Raw genomic sequence first — 19,362 nt, 5'->3', positions numbered from 1 at the left:
AGGCGGTGATTCAATGTCGTTCAAAGGACGGACGGTCGCCTTACTTGTAGGGGCGGCAGTGCTGGCGAGCAGCGTGGTGACGCTGGCTGCGGTGGATTTGCCCACTCTGGCCAGCGGAGGACAAGCGGCGGCCACAGGCAAAGGCTTGTCCCCACAGGAGATGCAGAAGATCAATTCCGCTCTCGGCATTATTGAAAATAAGTATGTAACCCCGGTAGAACGCGAGAAGATTGTGAACGGGGCTGTACATGGCATGATCTCGGCGCTGCAGGATCCTTACTCCTCTTATATGGAGGCGGAGGAAGCCGAACAATTCAATCACAGCATCGAAGGCGCTTTTACGGGCATCGGCGCGGAAGTGACGATGGAGAACGGCGAGGTCACGGTCGTATCCCCGATCAAGGGCTCGCCTGCCGAGAAGGCGGGCGTGAAGCCGAAGGATGTGCTCCTCTCTGTCAACGGCGAGAGCCTGGCAGGCAAGACGCTGAATGAAGCCGTGGAAAAGATTCGCGGCCCGAAAGGCACCAAGGCGAAAATCGCGATCAAGCGCGCAGGCCAATCCGATCCGATTGAGCTGACGGTCGTCCGCGATGAGGTGGACTTCGAGACAGTCTATCCTAAGATGCTGGATGACAAGATCGGATATATCGAGGTGCGCCAGTTCTCGATGAACACGTTCGACCGCTTCAAGGAAGAACTCGAGAAGCTGGAGAAGCAGGGCATGAAGGGGCTTGTCATCGACGTGCGGAGCAACCCGGGCGGGGTGCTCGATATCGTGCAGAAGATGACGGAGCAGTTCGTTCCGAAGGGCAAGACGATCGTGCAGGTGGAGAACCGCAATAAGGAGCGCGACAAGTACAACTCCCAGGGAACTTCCACCGCCGTGAAGCCGTATCCGATCGCGGTGCTGACCAACAAGGGCAGCGCGAGCGCATCCGAGATTATGGCGAGCGCGTTGAAGGAATCCGCCGGAGCGAAGCTGGTCGGCGAGCATACCTTCGGCAAAGGAACGGTGCAGACGAGTTATGATTCGAGCGATGGCGGGCTGATCAAGATTACGATCGCGAAGTGGCTCACTCCGGACGGCAATTGGATTCATGAAAAAGGCATCGAGCCGGATATTGTCGTTCATCAGCCGGACTATTATAGCGCCGCGCCGCTTCCGAAGGACAAAGTGCTCAAGTTCGATATGAACGATTCGGATGTGAAAAATATGCAGCTTATGCTGGATGGTCTCGGTTATAAGCCGGGCCGTACGGACGGCTATTTCTCCAAGGAGACCGAAGCCGCGCTGAAGTCGTTCCAGAGCGCCGCTGGATTGAGCGCGACCGGCCAGGTGGACGCGAAGACGGCGGAGAAGCTGGAAGCTGATATTTTGAAGGCGATGCGAGATCCGAAGAATGATGCGCAATTGAAAAAAGCGGTAGAAACGGTGAAGCAGGAAATTCACTAAGCGCCGTCGAATAGTGAAAGGAAGGTCGCAAGCTTGAACTTGCCGGCCTTCCTTTTTTCAGCTATACGGAAAAGTATGAGATTTGAGCTATATGTGGCTTCGATTTCCCCGCAGTACGCTGTTCTCGCTTGGAGCGGGACCGCGTCCCTGCTTGTGATATGGCAAGTCGCAAATTCGAAAGGGGCGAATAAAGTGGACCTCCTTACGGAAATTGGCGTTCATTTGGCGGAAGCGCTGCTTCAGTGGTTGCTGTCGCCTTTTTATTGGGTATCCATTCTCTTGATTGCACTCATCTATCGCAGACAGATGCTGCTTGAGCGAAGGCTGTTCGCGGTGAAGATGCATAGCTGGATCGAGCATACGTGGCATGCGTGGCTGGGCGGGCTGCTGGTGGGTCTCGCCGTCTCGGCCGCGGCGATTGGCCTGGGCATCTCCTTCACGGCGGAAGCGATAATCGCGCTCTGGGCGGTCACGCTGCTGCTCTTATTATTCCGCGTCCGGTTCTTATGTCTTGCTTATTCGGGGGGCGTGCTCGCGCTGGCGCATTTCGCGCTGAATGCGCTCGCCCCGGCCTGGGTGCCGGAAGGCTTCCTCGCGCCGTTCGTGGGGGCTATCCGGGAGATGGATGCAGCGGGGCTGCTCATCCTGGTGGCGCTACTGCACGCGGCGGAGGCCTGGCTTATTCGCAAGCAGGCCGCGCGCATGGCCGGCCCGTTGTTCATGGAGAGCAAGCGGGGCCGGATTGTCGGCGCCTATCAGATGCAGAGCCTGTGGCCGCTTCCGCTACTGCTGATCTTTCCGGCCGTGACGACGGGAACGCCGCTTCCGTGGACGCCGCTCCTGGGAACGGGATGGGAGCACGGCTGGACGTTGATCGCGTTCCCAGTCGTCATCGGCTTCTCCGAGCTGACCTACACCCGTTTGCCGCAGGAGAAGGCCGCGGTAAGCGCCTCGCGCTTGTTCGCCTATGCGGCGATTCTGCTTGCGCTCGGGCTGGCGGCTTCTTGGTGGCCGCCGCTTGTCCCGCTGGCGGCGATCGGGGCGCTTGGGCTGCATGAAGCACTCATCTGGCTCAGCCGCCGAGAGGAGAACGAGCGCAGCCCGGTCTTCACGCATGATCCGCTCGGGCTGCGTGTGCTGGCGGTGCTGCCGGGCAGTCCGGCGGAAGCGCTCGGCATTCGGATTGGCGAAGTCATCGCCAAGGTGAACGGCGTCCCGGTGCGCACGAAGGAGCAGCTGCATCAGGGGCTGCGCGCCAATGCCGCGTTCTGCAAGCTGGAGGTGTATAACCGGGACGGCGAGGTGCGCTTCCTGCAGCGCGCGCTCTATGCCGGCGAGCATCACCAGCTCGGCGTCCTGCTCGCGCCGGACGATCGCGTCGCCTTCGTCGCCGTGACGCGGCAGCCGTCGCTGTTCGCGTTGCTGAGGATGCCTTGGACGAAGATGGGCGCCCTGGCGCAGCGGGGGCAGGCGGACGCCGCGCAAGGAACTCCGACAGAAGGGGACGATGGTGGAGGTGTTGCTGACAGCTTGGCGAATGGAGCGGAGAGTCCCGCATCTGCGGACGCGGCTGGTCTTGGCGCGCGGAGGAAGGGTACATCGGCATCGGCGGATTCGTCTGTCCGTTGACGTTTGGAATAAGAGCAGCAAAAAAAACATTGCGGGTCTTTTTTGCTGCCTTTTGTAATCCTTATCGTAGAGGAGTTTTGTCCGAAGGCTGATTAGAGCCTATAGGGCTCTGAATGAGTGTAGGCTTTTATGTTTCCGCAATTATGCTCTAATCCACTCGAATGTATTTCCGATCGTTAATAATGACCATTTTAGTGTGCTTATCAATATCCTTCGTGCTATAGACAATCCCATCAGCCGGTAATTTTTTCTCTGATTCAACAAGCCGAAAATTTCCGTACTTGGTCCCAATGGTTTTGACATGCCGGAAAGACTCGGCATCTTCAATTTCTTCAGGGGTTGCCTTTCTCACATAAGAGTTTGTATTTTTATTTTGGTGCGATTTTGTATTCAAATTCCAAATTGCAGCACCTCCCACTCCTAACAGAGCAACGATGAGTAAAGCTGCCAGTACTTTTTGATACGGTTTTCTCATAACGAGCCACCACCTTCTGTTATAATAATATTTCAGGGAATGTATTACCTTCGCACTTCGCAGCATGAGATTAGCAAATAAACATTGATGGAACTAAGTAAAACGTTGAGCCGCCTGCTGGTGTGGACGTTGATCATAGTGTAGCCTAAAGTCAAGATACGGAATCCTTTGTAGGAAGCACCAGTCCAGCCGCATTAGCCTTAAAGGGGGCCAGTTCTTTGGCCGCTGATTTCGTTCAAAGCATGGAATTACTGAAATGAGCGCGGTCACCCGTATCCGTTGTCACGGACTCGATATCGAAAGGTTTTTGCCGCTCAAAGGCAACATAATGGCCGTGCAACCGGTAAGATTCAAGAAGTGACAGACGGCATACTTACCAAAAAAAGCAGCATGAAAAGCCACAATTCTTCTTGGTAATCCGCGCCACGCAAGTGTTTACTACATTCGGTTCTACAAAGGCGGATTAGCTTCCTTTCGGAAGTTGGTGAAAGGAAGCATTGTGGACCTAGGGGCTTGAAAAATAACTGCTCTATGAAAGCAGCCACGCAGGCTAGCGCTGCGTGGTTGTTTTCGTAGAAAATAGAAAGGTTATTTTGTCTCAGTCCTTAGCAAAAAGAAGACACCTCTTTTATGTCGTAGTGATTAATTGTTACCATGCAAGAGATGTCTTTTTATTTAACCTCATGCACATTTATCCTATACAGCAACTGCCCTTTAACCTAATTTGTCGTTTCGACAATTGAGCAATGTATGTCATTGTAGAAGCGCTCTTTTTGCGTTACCTTCATATAGAATGATTCTTTTCATAAGGGCATCAACTTCTGCCTGACTTAATTTTTTTACCGCTACACCGTCAGAGGGGGGAGAGAAATCGGTGAAATCAATTGCTGAGGCGTGTGTGTATGTACCACATGAAAGTAACAACGTCATCCCCGACAAAAATGTAAAACTTTTTGATAGTTTCATTCTATTTACCTACATTAGAAAATTTTTGTAATACTCACCTTGATAATATCAAAACTGGAACGATATGACCAGTTTAATCAATAAAAAGAGACTTCCAGTATCCGAATTATTTTATCTATATTATTGTATGAAGGCCGATGAGGAAGTGAAAAACAATATTTTTCCCCTCTGTACACAGAATGCATTTCACGTTGTTAATAACTTGTGGACATCGACAGTAGGTGTTGTGGTTAATAGCCTTTTTATGTGGATAACTTGTTGGTAAATAAAAAAAGGAGGGGATAACTCCCCTCCATGATGTGTATAAACGGTGGGTAATGGGGATAGTCTACTGCACCATGCTGCGCAGCACGATAATCTCCACCCGCCGGTTCTGTTGACGGTGCTCTTCCGTGTCATTATCCACAACCGGCCGCGTCTCGCCATAGCCGGCGATCTGGAACTGGTCGGCGTCCAGCTTCTTGTCGTCGACGAAGAAGCGGAGGACGGACAGGGCCCGGGCTGCGGACAGCTCCCAATTGTCCTTGTAGCGTCCGCCGGAAGCGAACGGCAGATTGTCCGTATGCCCTTCGATGCTGACCATCGTGTCCAGCTGCGGCAGCAGGGTAGCCAGCTTGTCCAGGGTCGGCAAGGCTTTGTCCTTCAGCTCGGCACGGCTCAAATCGAACAGCAGCCGGTCGCTGAGCCGAATTGAGATCCCTTTGGGGATATCCGTCACTTCGATCTGGCCGCCCAGATCGTTGTCGTTGATGTACTCCTGAATGACTCCCATGAAGCTCTTCAGCTGTTCTTCCTGCTTGCGGAACGCCAAGTCCTTGTCGGTCAGCACGCCGATGGCGACCGGTTTCTCTTCCTTGACTTCTCCGGAGCCCCCGTCCTCGGCGGTCTTCAGCGCTCCTGTCTGGCCAGGCTTCGTATAGGCCCCGTCCAGGATGCCCGCGCCTTGGTCCATCGGGGTGTTGCCGCTCTTGAACGATTGTTGGAGCGTCTCGGACAGCGATTGGTACTTGACGGCGTCTACCTGGCTCATAGCGTACATAATAACGAAAAAAATGAGCAGCAGCGTAATCAAATCGGCATAGGTGATAAGCCAACGTTCATGATTGGCGGCTCCCTGGGCCCGTTGTCTACTTCTGCGTCTCATGGATCATCCCCCGCTTCATCAACGGATCCGACTTGAGCGACTCGAACGCATCCTCGGCAAGCAGGAAGGAGCTCAGCTTTTTGCGCACGATCTGCGGGTTCTCACCTGCCTGAACGGCGAGAATGCCGTACTCCATCATCTCCATGATGCGGATGTCGTCTGCGCTGCGCTCTTTAATCTTGCTCGCGATAGGCAGATAGATGACGTTGGCGGTCGCTACGCCATACAGGGTCGCCGTGAAGGCGACGGCAATCGCAGGTCCGAGCATAGAAGGATCGTTCAGGCTGCCGAGGACGTGAATCAGTCCCATGACCGTACCGAGAATCCCCATCGTCGGAGCGAAGCCGCCGGCGGCTTCGAATATTTTGGCATAGCCTTCGTGCCTCTCGGCGATCGCGTCCATCTCAAGCTCAAGCATCTGCTTCACCAGCTCCGGTTCCGTGCCGTCGATGACCATCATCATGCCGCTGCGCAAATATTCATTCTCGTGCCGCTGTACCGTGTCTTCCAGGGACAGCATTCCTTCGCGGCGTGCTACCGTGCTCAACGCCACGATATCGTCGATGAGCTTCTCAGGCTGCGGTGCGCGGTGCGCGAAGGCCATCTTCAGTGCCTGGGGAATGCTGCGGAGCCGCTTGCCCGGGAAGCTGACGACGACTGCGGCGATGGTGCCGCCGATAACGATGAGTGCCGCCGTTTTTTCCCATAAGCCACCAATACTTCCACCCTCCCACAAGAAACCGCCGATGAGCGCGGCTAATCCAGCGATAATCCCGATGACTGTTGTTTTATCCATACTGTAATCCTCTCCCATTTAACATTTCCCATTTGCATCCATACCATGAAAAGAGTATAATCGAAAGGGAACAAACATTCTTATTTGTGGCTGTATATGGCAGCCGATTGGCGATGTTTTCGAGTTGTGTACTCTTTCACGTATAGATGTTCGCGGGGGCGAGAAGGTCGTTCATGGTCGGAACCCCGCTTCTTTCCACTTGCTTGTCTGATCCTATTATCGGGTCATTAACGGGTAAAGTTTAGGGAGCGCCAATTTACGCGGATTTTGGCCTGTTATTTGGTTCGGGAGACCTACACAACCCCTGGAAACGGGCCTGAGGGGAAATGTGTCCCGGTCGGAAAGGCATATTCCGAGAACGAAGCGGTTAGCTTCCGAACATGAAGCCCATGACAGCAAGCCTCTTCTTGCTCACGAGTTGGGCATATTGATTATTATATGGAAGAAAGTGCGGTGAAGCTATGGCGGAATGGGAAGTTTTGACGAAGCCGTTTGAGCTGGTATCGGAATTTGCGCCACAGGGGGATCAGCCGGGAGCGATCGACAAGCTGGTCGAAGGCGTGCATGAGGGCAAGCGCCATCAGACGCTGCTTGGAGCGACGGGCACGGGGAAGACGTTCACGATTGCCCAGACGATCGCCAAGTTGAACAAGCCGACGCTGGTCATTGCCCACAACAAGACGTTGGCGGCCCAGTTGTGCAGCGAGTTTCAGGAATTTTTCCCGAACAACGCTGTATCCTACTTCGTCAGCTATTACGATTACTATCAGCCGGAAGCGTACATTCCGTCTTCCGATACGTATATTGAGAAGGATTCGAGCATCAACGAAGAGATCGACAAGCTGCGCCACTCGGCGACGAGCTCGCTGTTCGAGCGGCGGGACGTCATTATCGTTGCTAGCGTGTCATGCATCTATGGCTTGGGATCTCCAATGGAATACGGGAATCTGGTCTTGTCCTTGCGGACGGGGATGGAGAAGCCGCGCAATGCGATTCTGGCCAAGCTAGTCGATATCCAGTATCAGCGCAACGATCTGAACTTCATCCGGGGCACGTTTCGGGTGCGCGGCGATGTCATTGAGATCTTCCCGGCTTCGAAGAGCGAGCATGCCGTCCGCGTCGAGCTGTTCGGGGATGAGATCGAGCGCATCACCGAGATTGACGTGCTCACGGGCGAGATTATCGGCGAGCGCGATCATGTCGCCATCTTCCCGGCATCTCACTTCGTTACGGCGGAGGAGACGATGAAGCTAGCGTTGACACATATCGAGCGCGAGCTGGAGGAGCGGCTTGAGGAGCTGCGGAGCCAGGGCAAGCTGCTGGAGGCGCAGCGGCTCGAGCAGCGCACCCGGTATGATATCGAGATGATGCAGGAGATGGGCTTCTGCTCCGGCATCGAGAACTATTCCGGACCGCTGACGTTCCGCGAGCCCGGGGCGACGCCGTATACGCTGATGGACTACTTCCCGGATGATTTCCTCGTCGTCGTCGACGAGTCGCACGTGACGCTGCCGCAGATTCGCGGCATGTACAACGGGGACCGGGCGCGGAAGGAAGTGCTCGTGGAGCACGGGTTCCGGCTGCCTTCGGCCTTGGACAACCGGCCGCTTCGCTTCGAGGAATTCGAATCGAAGGTGCCGCAGGCAATCTATGTCTCGGCGACGCCGGGACCTTATGAGCTGGAGCATTGCCCGACGATGATCCAGCAGATTATCCGGCCGACCGGATTGCTTGATCCGGTCGTCGAGGTGCGGCCGACGAAGGGGCAGATTGACGATCTGCTTGAAGAGATTCGTCTGCGCCTGAAGAAGGACGAACGGGTGCTGGTCACCACCTTGACGAAGAAAATGGCCGAGGATCTGACCGATTATTTTAAGGAAATCGGAATCAAGGTCCGCTATCTTCACTCGGACGTCAAGACGCTGGAGCGGATGATCCTGCTTCGCGATTTGCGTCTTGGGGTATATGATGTGCTAATCGGGATTAACCTGCTAAGAGAAGGGCTCGATCTGCCGGAAGTGTCGCTTGTCGCCATACTGGATGCGGATAAGGAAGGCTTCCTGCGCGCCGAGCGCTCGCTCATTCAGACGATCGGGCGGGCGGCCCGGAATGCCGACGGCCACGTCATCATGTATGCGGACAAAATGACCGAATCCATGGATAAGGCGATTAAGGAGACGGAGCGACGCCGCACCATTCAGACGGCGTACAATGAGAAGCACGGCATTACGCCGCAGACGATTCGCAAGAAAATCCGCGAAGTCATCGAGGCGACGAAGACGGCAGAGTCGAAGACGGGCTATGATGTCACCGCGTCAGTGGATAAGATGTCGAAGAAGGATCGCCAGTCGGTCATTCAGCGGCTGGAGAAGGAAATGAAGGATGCGGCCAAGAACCTGCAGTTCGAGCGCGCGGCCGAGCTGCGCGACGCCTTGATGGAATTGCGGGCGATGGACTAGAATTCAGAGGCTTGACGAGGTTCGAGTGGACCCGAAGCGGGAGGTTAAAACATTGGCGAGTGAACATATCGTGATCAAAGGGGCGCGGGCCCACAACCTGAAAAATATTGATGTAACGATTCCGCGTGACAAGTTCGTCGTGCTCACCGGATTGAGCGGGTCGGGTAAATCCTCACTGGCGTTCGATACGATTTATGCCGAAGGCCAACGCCGTTATGTGGAGTCGCTCTCCGCATATGCGCGCCAGTTCCTCGGGCAGATGGAGAAGCCGGACGTAGATTCGATTGACGGCCTGTCGCCCGCCATCTCCATCGATCAGAAGACGACGAGCCGCAACCCGCGTTCCACCGTTGGAACGGTAACGGAGATTTACGACTATTTGCGGCTGCTGTACGCGCGGATTGGGCGGCCCCATTGTCCGGTGCACGGCCTCGAGATTACGTCGCAGACGGTCGAGCAAATGGTAGACCGCATTATGGCGTATCCGGAGCGGACCCGGCTACAGATTCTGGCGCCGGTTATCTCCGGGCGCAAGGGCGAGCATAAGGGCGTTTTTGCCGACATTCAGAAGCAAGGCTTCGTCCGGGTCCGCGTAGACGGCGAGATTCGCGATGTGTCGGAGACGATCGAGCTGGAGAAGAACCGGAAGCATAATATTGAAGTGGTCGTCGACCGGATTGTCGTGAAGGATGATGTGCAGGCCCGGCTGGCCGATTCAATCGAGACGGCGCTCCATATGTCGGGCGGGCGGATTATCGTCGATATCATCGGCGAAGAAGAGCTGGTCTTCAGCTCGAATCTAGCTTGTCCGGAGTGCGGCTTCAGCATCGATGAGCTGTCGCCGCGGATGTTCTCCTTCAACAGTCCGTTCGGCGCCTGCCCGGATTGCGACGGTCTCGGCGTCAAGATGATCGTCGATCCGGAGCTGCTCGTTCCGGACTCGCAGAAGGCGATCGAGGGCGGCGCGTTCGAGGCGTGGGCAGGCAGCACATCGAACTATTACCCGCAGTTCCTGCAGGCAGTATGCGAGCATTACGGTATACCGACAGACGTGCCGGTGTCGCAGCTGGAGCCGGAGCAGATGACGAAGCTGCTGCATGGCACGGGAGGAGAGAAGGTGCGCTTCCGCTACGAGAATGACTTCGGCCACAAGAAGGACGCGCAGGTGGCGTTCGAGGGGATTATTCATAACCTGGAACGGCGCTATCGCGATACGGCATCGGAAGGCATCCGCGAGCATATTGAAGGCTTCATGAGCGCCAAGCCATGCGGCACCTGCAAAGGGCACCGGCTGCGCAAGGAAAGTCTTGCCGTGACTATCAATGATCAAAATATGGCGTATGTCACGGCGCTTTCTATCGGGGAGGCACAGCGTTTCTTCTCGGGTCTGGAGCTAACGGAGAAGGAGCAACTGATCGCCCATCTCATCCTGAAAGAGATCAACGCCCGGCTTGGCTTCCTGGTGAATGTCGGGCTGGATTACTTGACGCTGAGCCGCGCGGCAGGAACGCTGTCTGGCGGCGAAGCGCAGCGCATCCGGCTCGCGACCCAGATCGGATCCAGCCTGATGGGCGTGCTGTATATTTTGGACGAGCCGAGCATCGGGCTGCATCAACGCGACAACGATCGCTTGATTCAGACGCTGGAGCATATGCGCGATCTCGGCAACACGCTTATCGTAGTTGAGCATGACGAGGACACGATGCTAGCGGCGGACCATATTATCGATATCGGTCCGGGCGCCGGAATTCACGGCGGGCAGGTTATCGCCGAAGGGACGCCGGAAGAGATCATGAAGGACAAGCATTCGCTTACCGGTCAATATTTGAGCGGGCGCAAGTTCATTCCGGTTCCGTCGAAGCGCCGCGCGACGGACGGCCGATGGCTCGAAATCGTCGGCGCCAAGGAGAACAATCTGCGCAGCGTGAACGTGAAGTTCCCGCTTGGCGTGTTCACGGCGGTGACCGGCGTCTCCGGCTCGGGCAAATCGACACTCGTGAACGAGATTCTGTATAAGACGTTGGCGAGGGATCTGAATCGGGCGAAGGTGCGTCCGGGCCAGTACAAGGAGATCCGCGGCCTCGATCATATCGACAAGGTCGTCGATATCGACCAATCGCCTATCGGACGGACGCCGCGCTCTAACCCGGCGACCTATACCGGCGTATTCGATGATATCCGCGATCTGTTCTCGACGACGAATGAAGCGAAGATTCGCGGCTACAAGAAGGGCCGCTTCAGCTTCAACGTCAAAGGCGGCCGCTGCGAAGCATGCCGGGGCGACGGAATTATCAAGATCGAGATGCACTTCCTGCCGGATGTATACGTCCCTTGCGAAGTGTGCAAAGGCAAGCGGTACAACCGGGAGACGCTGGAAGTGAAATATAAAGGCAAGAGCATCGCTGACGTGCTGGAGCTGACGATCGAGGATGCGGCGGAGTTCTTCCAGAACGTGCCGCGCATTCACCGCAAAATCCAGACGCTGCTCGATGTCGGGCTCGGCTACATGAAGCTTGGCCAGCCGGCGACGACGCTGTCCGGTGGCGAAGCTCAGCGGGTGAAGCTCGCGGCGGAGCTGCATCGCCGCAGCACTGGCAAGACATTCTATATTCTCGACGAGCCAACGACCGGTCTTCACGTCGCGGATATCGACCGTCTGCTGCAGGTGCTGCATCGCCTGGTGGATTCCGGCGAGACGGTGCTCGTGATCGAGCATAACCTCGACGTCATCAAGACGGCCGATTACTTGGTCGATCTCGGCCCCGAAGGCGGCAGCGGCGGCGGAGCGATTGTGGCGACCGGCACGCCGGAACAGGTCGTGAAGGTGGCAGGTTCCTATACAGGCCGCTACTTGAAGCCGATTCTGGAACGGGACCGGGAGCGGACCGCGCAGTTGGAGACGGCCTGCAGCGTAGCGCAGGAGGCATAAACGCCAAGGATCGTTCTGTGTATGCTATACGACGAACAACTTACCGAATATATTGAAGAGGCACAGCCGAGAGGGCTGTGCTTTTTTAGTGTTCAGAAGTAAGTTCAACAGGGGCATCATATTGCTTGGCGACTATACGTTGAAGTCTTACAGACAAACTCCCCAAGGTTCAGGTAAGGGCTGTATGTGGAAGGTCTATGGGCAAACTCCCCAAGCTTCAGGTAAGTAGCTATATGTTGATGCCTTATGGACAAACTCCCCAAGCTTTAGGAAAGGGCTGTATGTTGAAGCCTTATGGACAGTCCCCCAAGCTTCAGGTAAGGGCTGTATGTTGAAGGCATATGGACAATCTCCCCAAGCTTCAGGTAGAGGCTGTATGTTGAAGCCTTATGGACAATCTCCCCAAGGTTCAGGTAAGTGGCTATTGTTGAAGCCTTATGGACAGTCTCCCCTTACCTCAGGCCCCCAAACTATTGGTTTTAAACTCCTAGTAGGTATTCCCTTGTAGTCACCCGATTTATCTCGATTTCTTTTCAAAAACCTATGACTTTCTTCGATGTACAACATATCGTCATTTGGATGGAAGGAGAAGCTGATGGGGCCGAGGAGTTCCCAACCGGTGGTTATATTCCATTAGTGAATGGAAGAAGATCATGGGTCCCTACATGATGGGATAATAAAATAAGAGTCCGGGTCTACCTGATACGGCGGAATAGTGAAACAAGAATCCAGGGCTGCATGACATGATGGGATAGTGAAAATAAGAAACCGTGGCTACCTGACATGATGGGATAATGAAAATAAGAAACCGTGGCTACCTGACACGATGGGATAGTGAAAATAAGAGCCTGGGGCACCTGACGCGACGGGATAGTGAAAATAAGAGCCCATGGCTACTGCTACGACGGGATAGTAACAATAAGAGCCGTGGATTTCCTGACGCGATGGGAGAGTAGTCGTAAGGAGAATAATAGGGAAGTATAGGTCCGATGCATCCTCACTTCAGCTATGTCGATTTACATGCGAATAGAAAGTCAGAGAGGGCGGTTTTTTACACCTTCACAAATCTGTCGTTGCTTTTTACATTTTTGACCTATAATATGGAAGTGATAATAAGTAGAGTACAAAATTAACAAAATAACTAGCGGGAGCCTGCTGAAGCAAGCTGAGAGTACAACTAGTCTGTTGTTGACCGATTGAACCTGTTGGGTAATGCCAGCGTAGGAAGCGAACATGAGGGAACATGTATTGGTTTGGCCATGCATTTTTTCTCAAATGTTATTTTTTATCAAATGTCTAGCTAATTATGATTCTTTACGTCTTCTTTTTGATACTGCTTACATATACCTCATGTCTATCGGGCAGAATGCTCGTTCTCGTGAAGCGAGAAGAATGTTCGTGCTCGTTATGTTCCGTTCTATGTAACCTTCCTGCAATGGTTTTGTTCTAATAGTCTAGCAATCTATGTAAAGACTCGATTCTACCGGCCTTCGGCAAGCTCCCGCTCGTGAGAAAGGTTGGATGGATCATGATGGTACATCAAGTGTCCGCGCTGATTGACAAGCTGCGGGAAGCTCGACCGCTCATTCATAATATGACGAATGTGGTGGTGACGAATTTTACGGCGAACGGCTTGCTCGCATTAGGGGCGTCGCCTGTGATGGCGTATGCGCGCGAAGAAGTAGCCGACATGGCATCCATCGCCGGGGCGTTGGTGCTCAATCTGGGCACTCTCTCCGAGGATACCATAGAGTCGATGATCGTCGCCGGACAGGCTGCCAATGCGCATGGCGTACCCGTGCTGCTCGATCCGGTCGGAGCAGGCGCGACGCGTTATCGGACGGCGTCGGCGCTGCGCGTGCTGCGGGAGGTGCAAGTGTCTCTGGTCCGGGGTAACGCCTCAGAATTGGCGAATCTGATTGGCGAACAGCGCGTCATCAAAGGGGTAGATGCGGGGGACTCGGCAGAGGACGAGCGAGTGGAGCTGGCGGTTCGGGCTGCCCGCAGCCTGCAGACGGTTGTGGCCATTACGGGACCGGAGGATGTCATTACCGACGGACAAGCCGGATATATCGTGAAGGGAGGGCATCCTCTGCTGGCACAGGTCACGGGGACGGGCTGCTTGCTGACATCGGTGCTGGGGTCATTTGCCGCCGTGGAGCGGGATATGCTGCTGGCCGGAGCTGCGGGGCTTGCCTTCTATGCTGCGGCTGCGTACGAAGCAGCGGCGCGGACGGAAGCAGAAGGGCCGGGAAGCTTCCAGATTGCATTTCTGGACGAGCTGTTCCGCTTGAACCGGGATTCGCTGAAGGCTCATACGGACTTGCGTCCGTTCGAGCCCTCCTTTGCAAAGGAAGGTGAAGCGCGATGACGATATACAAGGCATTGACGATTGCCGGCTCGGACAGCGGCGGGGGAGCCGGGATTCAGGCTGACATCAAGACGTTCCAGGAACTCGGCGTATTCGGGATGTCGGCGATTGCGGCCATCACGGTTCAGAATACGTTGGGCGTGTCTGGGGTGCATTCAATTCCGACCGAGACTGTCATCGGACAGATGGATGCGGTCGGATCCGATCTCGCCCCGGATGCCGTCAAGACAGGCATGCTGTTCAACAAGGAGATTATTATGGCGGTAGCGGACCGCATCGTGCGTTTCGGCTGGAAGGCCGTCGTGGTTGATCCGGTGATGATCGCCAAGGGCGGATCGGAGCTGCTTCAAAAAGAGGCGGTCGAAGCGTTGAAGAAGCATCTGCTGCCGCATGCTCTCGTCGTGACCCCCAATATCCCCGAGGCCGAGGTGCTGACCGGAATTCCGATCCGGACGATGGAGGACCGGCGTGAGGCTGCCAAGCGGCTCAGCGATTGCGGCCCTGCATATGTCGTCATCAAGGGCGGACACAGCGAGGGGGAAGAGCATGTGACGGATCTGCTCTATGACGGCGTGCATTTTAAAGAGCTGCACGGGAAGCGGGTTCATACCCGCCATACGCATGGAACCGGGTGCACTTTTTCCGCAGCCATGGCGGCGGAGCTGGCCAAAGGCTCGTCTGTCGCCGATGCCGTCGGAACCGCCCGTGCGTTCATCCAGGCGGCGCTGGAAGAGACACTCGGCATCGGCCAAGGCCATGGGCCGACCAACCACTGGGCTTACGGCCGCAGAATGGCGGTGCGTTCATGAGCAGAGTCCGGTCGGAAGAGATGCGTGATCATCTTGGGCTTTACCTGGTCATGGGCAGCGTGAACTGCCGGATGGATCCGGTTCAGGTAGCCGAAGAAGCGCTGGCAGGCGGCGTGTCGGTGCTGCAATACCGCGAGAAGGGAAGAGGCGCATTAATCGGCGACGATAAAAAGCGGCTGGGAGCCGAGCTGCAAGCGGTGTGCAAGCGGCACGGCGTTCCGTTCATCGTGAACGACGATCTGGAGCTGGCCCTGGAGCTTGGCGCCGACGGCATCCATATCGGGCAGCAGGATGAGCGGGCCGACCGCGTGCGCTCCCGTATTGGCGACCTCATGCTTGGCGTATCGGCACATACGGTCGAGGAGGCGCAGTTGGCAATAGAGCAGGGAGCGGATTATTTGGGCATCGGTCCCATTTACCCGACCCAGTCGAAGGAAGATGCCCTGGAAGCGCAGGGTCCCTCTATCATCGGAAACATCCGGGCGGCGGGCATCAATGTGCCGCTTGTCGGCATCGGCGGGATTACGCTCGCGAACGCCGGGGGGGTCATGGAAGCGGGGGCGGATGGAATCGCTGTCATCTCGGCGCTAACCGGCGCTGACGATATTCGGGCGGCCGCGTCCAGCTTCCGCCGGTTGGGGCCGGAATCGGACCAGGGCAAGCGAGTCGCCGGGTCGCGGCAAGCATAGCACAAGGTCAGAGCGGGAGCGTATTACATTGAGTCGTTCAATTTTAGGGAAGGTGGAATTCAGGATGAGTGTGGCGAAGGAAGCGGGTACGAAGAAGCTGTTTTTGGCAGGGCCATTCAAGAGCTTGGTAGATGTGGTAACAGGCAGCATGCAGGAGAGTGAAAAACGCAAGCTGATTCAGCTCATCTCATTTTTTGAAGCGAGAAATTATGATGTTCATAATGCCCATAAACGTGAGGGCTGGGGGAAAGATTTCATGACGCCCGATCAGTGCACGGCCATCGACTTCGAAGAAATTCGCGCCTGCGATCAGTTCGTCGCCTTTCCCGGCTGCCCGGCTTCTCCGGGGACGCATATCGAGATTGGCTGGGCCTCCGCTTTTGGCAAGCCGATCGTATTGCTTCTGGAGGAGGGGAAGGAGTATGCCTTCCTCATTCGGGGGCTAGGCCAGGTGGCTGACGTGACATACATCTATTACCGGGAGGAGCAAGATTATCTATCCGAATTGGAGCGTATGTTCGCTATTTCATAATAGAAGGGGGAGGGGCGAGTGCGCTTCGACCGTTTTCACGAAGCTTATCTGGCTACGCTGGACGCCGTCGGCAGCCAGCCGCAGTTCCGCAATGCGCCGCGCGGCCATCAGAGCCGCGAGCGGCTCAATTATCAATTCGCTCTTGCGAATCCCGCAGAGCGTATCTTTTATTTGGCGAGCCGCCGCACGAATATCGTATTCAATTTTGCCGAGGCGCTGTGGTACTTGTCTGCCAGGGACGATCTGGACTTTATCGGCTACTACAATCGAAAAATGAGAGAGTACTCGATGAACGGCCAGACGCTTACCGGAACGGCATACGGGCCTAAAATATTCCGCTTCGGAACCAGCCAGGTGAATCAATGGCAGCGAATCGCGCATTTGCTGGGCCAGGATGATCCCGATTCCAAGCGGGCCTTCATTCAAATCTTCGACGCCAACGAGGAGCTCGGCTCCGCCAATATCGATGTGTCCTGCACGTTGGGGCTGCAATTTTTCGTGCGGGAGCAGAAGCTGTATGCGATCGCCAACATGCGCGCGAACGATGCGTTCCGGGGGATGGTCAGCGATGTGTTCTCGTTCACGTTCATGCAGGAGCTGCTCGCGCGAGAATTGGGGCTGGAGCTGGGCGATTATTATCATGTTGTCGGTTCGGTACATATCTATCAGCCGGATGACGAGGCGGTGGAGAGAGTGTTGGCCGAAGCTGCATCCGGTACGCAGGGGCAGGGGGGCGAATTTCCAGTCATGCCTTCCGGTAATCCGTGGCCTCATCTGGAGACGGTCCTGGAATATGAAACGCTGCTGAGAGAAGACCGCGTTGTCTTGTCGGGTCCGGATATCGAAGCGCTGGATCTGCCTGTGTACTGGCAGCAGGTTCTGCTGCTGTTCAGCTTCTACCAGTCTATCGCTTACCGGAGGCCTGCGGACGCTTCCGTATTCCGTGCGTTGTGTCCGCTCTATCAGCGGCTGCTGCATCATAAATGGCCGCGGCAGGCGACGCTATCGCTTCTCGAGCATCATCAGCAAAAATAAGGGGGATTACGATGCAGACTTCGTGGAAGGAAGAGGACGTGGCGAAGCAGTTCGAAGCGTATAACGACATTTTGGAGCAGACGTTGGGGTTCCGCTTCGTGTTCGATCTATTGAAGACCGTTCCCGCAGGCAAGCGGGTGCTGGATTATGGCTGCGGCCCCGGCAAAGTGGCTTACCGCCTGGTGGAAACGGCCGATGTGCAAGTGATCGCCTCAGATGAGTCGAGGCATATGCTCGATATCGCCATGCAGAAACGCTTTCATCCCCGGATCGATTACCGCCATATCGAGCAGGATCGGTTAGCGTTCCTGGAGGACAACTCGGTAGATGGGGCCATGACCTGCTATGTGTTCATTAATACAAGCAGTCAAGAGCGAATCGCACGAATTATCGGTGAGATTCATCGGGTGCTGGCTCCGGGCGCTTCCTACGTCATTTTGGATACACATCCGGATTCGACGGGGATTGACTTCTCGACGTTCCGCAACGGGGTTCCGGGGAAAGTCTACGGGCATGGCGAAGCCCGTCAAGAATGGCTCCACCTTCCGAACGGCGGGGATATGATTCTCCATGACTACCACTGGCCCAAGGAGATGTACCGCGAGCTTTTGGAGGACGCGGGCTTCCGGCATATCGAATGTATGGAGCCGACGTTGCGCGATATTTCGCCGGATGAGTTAACAAGAATCGAGCAGGAGAGTCGGTTCGATCAATGGAAAATGGAACAGGATTATCCGCCCTTCCTCATTTACCGGGCAGTCAAAGAGGCGTGAATGTAAGGAGGAACGACGTGTTATACGATGTATTTGATGTGTTTTTGTTTGATTTGGACGGTGTCATCTATGTCGGGCCGGAAGCTCTGCCCGGTGCAGTCGAAGCGCTGCAACGTTTGCGCTCCGGAGGGAAGACGATCCGATTCCTGACCAATAATCCCTGTATGACGCGGGAGCAGACCGCAGCCAGGCTGAACCGTCTTGGCATTGAGGCCATCACGGATGAAGTTATCTCCGCAAGCTGGGCAACGGCATGCTGCCTGCGGGAACGGCAGGTGGGCTCGGTGTATGTGCTCGGGGATGAGCATCTGGAGCGGGAGTGCCGGGAGGCTGGCCTTGACATTGTGGGCGTGAACGACGCCGAGGCCGTCGTGGTCGGCTGGAACGATGATTTAACGCTGCGGGACATCCAAAGCGCGGTGACGCGTATCGCAAATGGCGCCCAGTTCTTCGCCACCAATGCCGATTGGAGCTTCCCGGGGCCTGATGGGCCCATGATGGCGGTCGGGACGGCCGTGGAAGCTATCAAAATGGCTTCGGGCAAGGCGCCCTATATCGTAGGCAAGCCTTATCCTTATATGTTCCGGCAAGCGCTGCAGCAGGTGGAGGACTGGTCGCGGGCCGTCATGTTCGGGGACACGCCCGATGCGGATATCGTAGGCGCACACCGGATAGGCATCTCGGCGGTTCTTATATCCAGCGGGCCGTATACCGGATATTCGTCTGCCCGGGATTACCGCAAGCCCGATGCGATTATCCCCGATCTGCGCAGCTTGTGGGATGAAGAGCTGATCCTGGAGCGTTGGGATCCCCCGGCTTTTCCTTGGCCGGACGATATCAAGCCTGGAGTGGCGGGCATCGTCATGGACGAACGAGGCAGGGTTCTCCTGATGAAGCGGTCAGACAACGGCTGCTGGGGAATCCCTTCGGGTCATGTGGAGCGGGGGGAGAGCGTAGAAGAGGCAATCGTGCGGGAAATCCGTGAAGAGACCGGGTTGCAGGTGGAAGTCAAGCGGTTGGTCGGCCTGTATTCCGATCCCGAGTCGCAAGTGTTTACCTACCCGAACGGAGCGGTCAGCCAATTCGTGACGGCATGCTTTCGCTGTGTAACGGTGGGAGGAGCGCTTGTCAGAACGGGGGACGAGACGTTGGATGTCAACTATTTCGAAGTGAACCGACTGCCGGACAATATGCTAGCGATGCATCCCCGGTGGATCACGGATGCCTTGGCGGAGGAATCGCTTTGCATTTTTCGTTAGAACGAATCTATTAAGTGAGGATAGCAAGTTCCATTCTAATAGA

General features: G+C 55.6%; 14 protein-coding genes. 11 read left to right on the top strand and 3 right to left on the bottom strand.

What is annotated here, in order from left to right; translation table 11 throughout:
* Positions 1-13: 13 nt before the first annotated feature.
* Together DQX05_RS08110 and DQX05_RS08105 are read left to right on the top strand one after the other, a co-directional pair.
* A complete protein-coding gene (locus DQX05_RS08110) occupies positions 14-1,453 on the top strand; it encodes a S41 family peptidase (RefSeq protein WP_119792511.1) in 1,440 nt (479 codons plus the stop codon).
* 192 nt (positions 1,454-1,645) lie between these two features.
* On the top strand, positions 1,646-3,082 hold the full coding sequence (locus DQX05_RS08105) for a PDZ domain-containing protein (RefSeq protein WP_259391860.1): 1,437 nt from the start codon (positions 1,646-1,648) through the stop codon (positions 3,080-3,082).
* 148 nt (positions 3,083-3,230) lie between these two features.
* Here the strand turns inward: DQX05_RS08105 and DQX05_RS08100 are convergent, their stop codons facing one another.
* From DQX05_RS08100 to DQX05_RS08090, 3 genes are all read right to left on the bottom strand, one after another.
* Entirely contained in the window at positions 3,231-3,557 is a 327-nt protein-coding gene (locus DQX05_RS08100; protein WP_119792509.1) for a hypothetical protein, read from the bottom strand.
* A gap of 1,294 nt (positions 3,558-4,851) precedes the next feature.
* Positions 4,852-5,667, bottom strand: a complete 816-nt coding sequence (locus tag DQX05_RS08095) for a flagellar motor protein MotB (RefSeq protein ID WP_119792507.1) — start codon at positions 5,665-5,667, stop codon at positions 4,852-4,854.
* Positions 5,651-6,463 carry a flagellar motor protein gene (locus DQX05_RS08090; RefSeq protein WP_119792505.1) on the bottom strand — a complete coding sequence of 271 codons (813 nt, stop codon included), beginning with the start codon at positions 6,461-6,463 and terminating at the stop codon, positions 5,651-5,653. Before DQX05_RS08090 ends, DQX05_RS08095 begins: the two co-directional genes overlap by 17 nt.
* Positions 6,464-6,924: 461 nt before the next feature.
* On the opposite strand from DQX05_RS08090, the gene uvrB reads away from it, so the two are divergent.
* From uvrB to DQX05_RS08045, 9 genes are all read left to right on the top strand, one after another.
* Positions 6,925-8,922, top strand: a complete 1,998-nt coding sequence (gene uvrB / locus DQX05_RS08085) for an excinuclease ABC subunit UvrB (RefSeq protein WP_119792504.1) — start codon at positions 6,925-6,927, stop codon at positions 8,920-8,922.
* A 52-nt stretch (positions 8,923-8,974) separates the two neighbouring features.
* The gene (uvrA, locus tag DQX05_RS08080) at positions 8,975-11,851 is read left to right on the top strand and encodes an excinuclease ABC subunit UvrA (protein WP_119792502.1); all 2,877 of its coding nucleotides are present in this window, start codon (positions 8,975-8,977) and stop codon (positions 11,849-11,851) included.
* 1,528 nt (positions 11,852-13,379) lie between these two features.
* Positions 13,380-14,222 (top strand): hydroxyethylthiazole kinase, encoded by an 843-nt coding sequence (gene thiM, locus DQX05_RS08075; RefSeq protein WP_119792500.1) that lies wholly within the window; start codon positions 13,380-13,382, stop codon positions 14,220-14,222.
* On the top strand, positions 14,219-15,031 hold the full coding sequence (gene thiD, locus DQX05_RS08070; RefSeq protein ID WP_119792498.1) for a bifunctional hydroxymethylpyrimidine kinase/phosphomethylpyrimidine kinase: 813 nt from the start codon (positions 14,219-14,221) through the stop codon (positions 15,029-15,031). Before thiM ends, thiD begins: the two co-directional genes overlap by 4 nt.
* Complete coding sequence (thiE, locus tag DQX05_RS08065) at positions 15,028-15,720, top strand: thiamine phosphate synthase (RefSeq protein WP_119792496.1); 693 nt, start codon at positions 15,028-15,030, stop codon at positions 15,718-15,720. The genes thiD and thiE overlap by 4 nt, the downstream gene beginning before the upstream one ends.
* A gap of 64 nt (positions 15,721-15,784) precedes the next feature.
* Positions 15,785-16,252, top strand: a complete 468-nt coding sequence (locus tag DQX05_RS08060) for a nucleoside 2-deoxyribosyltransferase (protein ID WP_119792495.1) — start codon at positions 15,785-15,787, stop codon at positions 16,250-16,252.
* Between the two features lie 18 nt (positions 16,253-16,270).
* Positions 16,271-17,287, top strand: coding sequence for a thymidylate synthase (locus DQX05_RS08055; RefSeq protein WP_119792493.1), 1,017 nt, complete (start codon positions 16,271-16,273; stop codon positions 17,285-17,287).
* 11 nt (positions 17,288-17,298) lie between these two features.
* Complete coding sequence (locus DQX05_RS08050) at positions 17,299-18,060, top strand: class I SAM-dependent methyltransferase (protein WP_119792491.1); 762 nt, start codon at positions 17,299-17,301, stop codon at positions 18,058-18,060.
* Positions 18,061-18,077: 17 nt separating this feature from the next.
* Positions 18,078-19,319: an HAD-IIA family hydrolase gene (locus DQX05_RS08045; RefSeq protein WP_119792490.1), complete on the top strand. Its 1,242-nt coding sequence runs from the start codon at positions 18,078-18,080 to the stop codon at positions 19,317-19,319.
* The last annotated feature ends 43 nt before the right edge of the window (positions 19,320-19,362 follow it).

It is taken from the genome of Paenibacillus thiaminolyticus (assembly GCF_003591545.1).
GTDB lineage: Bacteria > Bacillota > Bacilli > Paenibacillales > Paenibacillaceae > Paenibacillus_B > Paenibacillus_B thiaminolyticus_A.
Note: the sequence above shows the minus strand (reverse complement) of the source record. Positions and strands in the feature narration are given on the sequence as shown.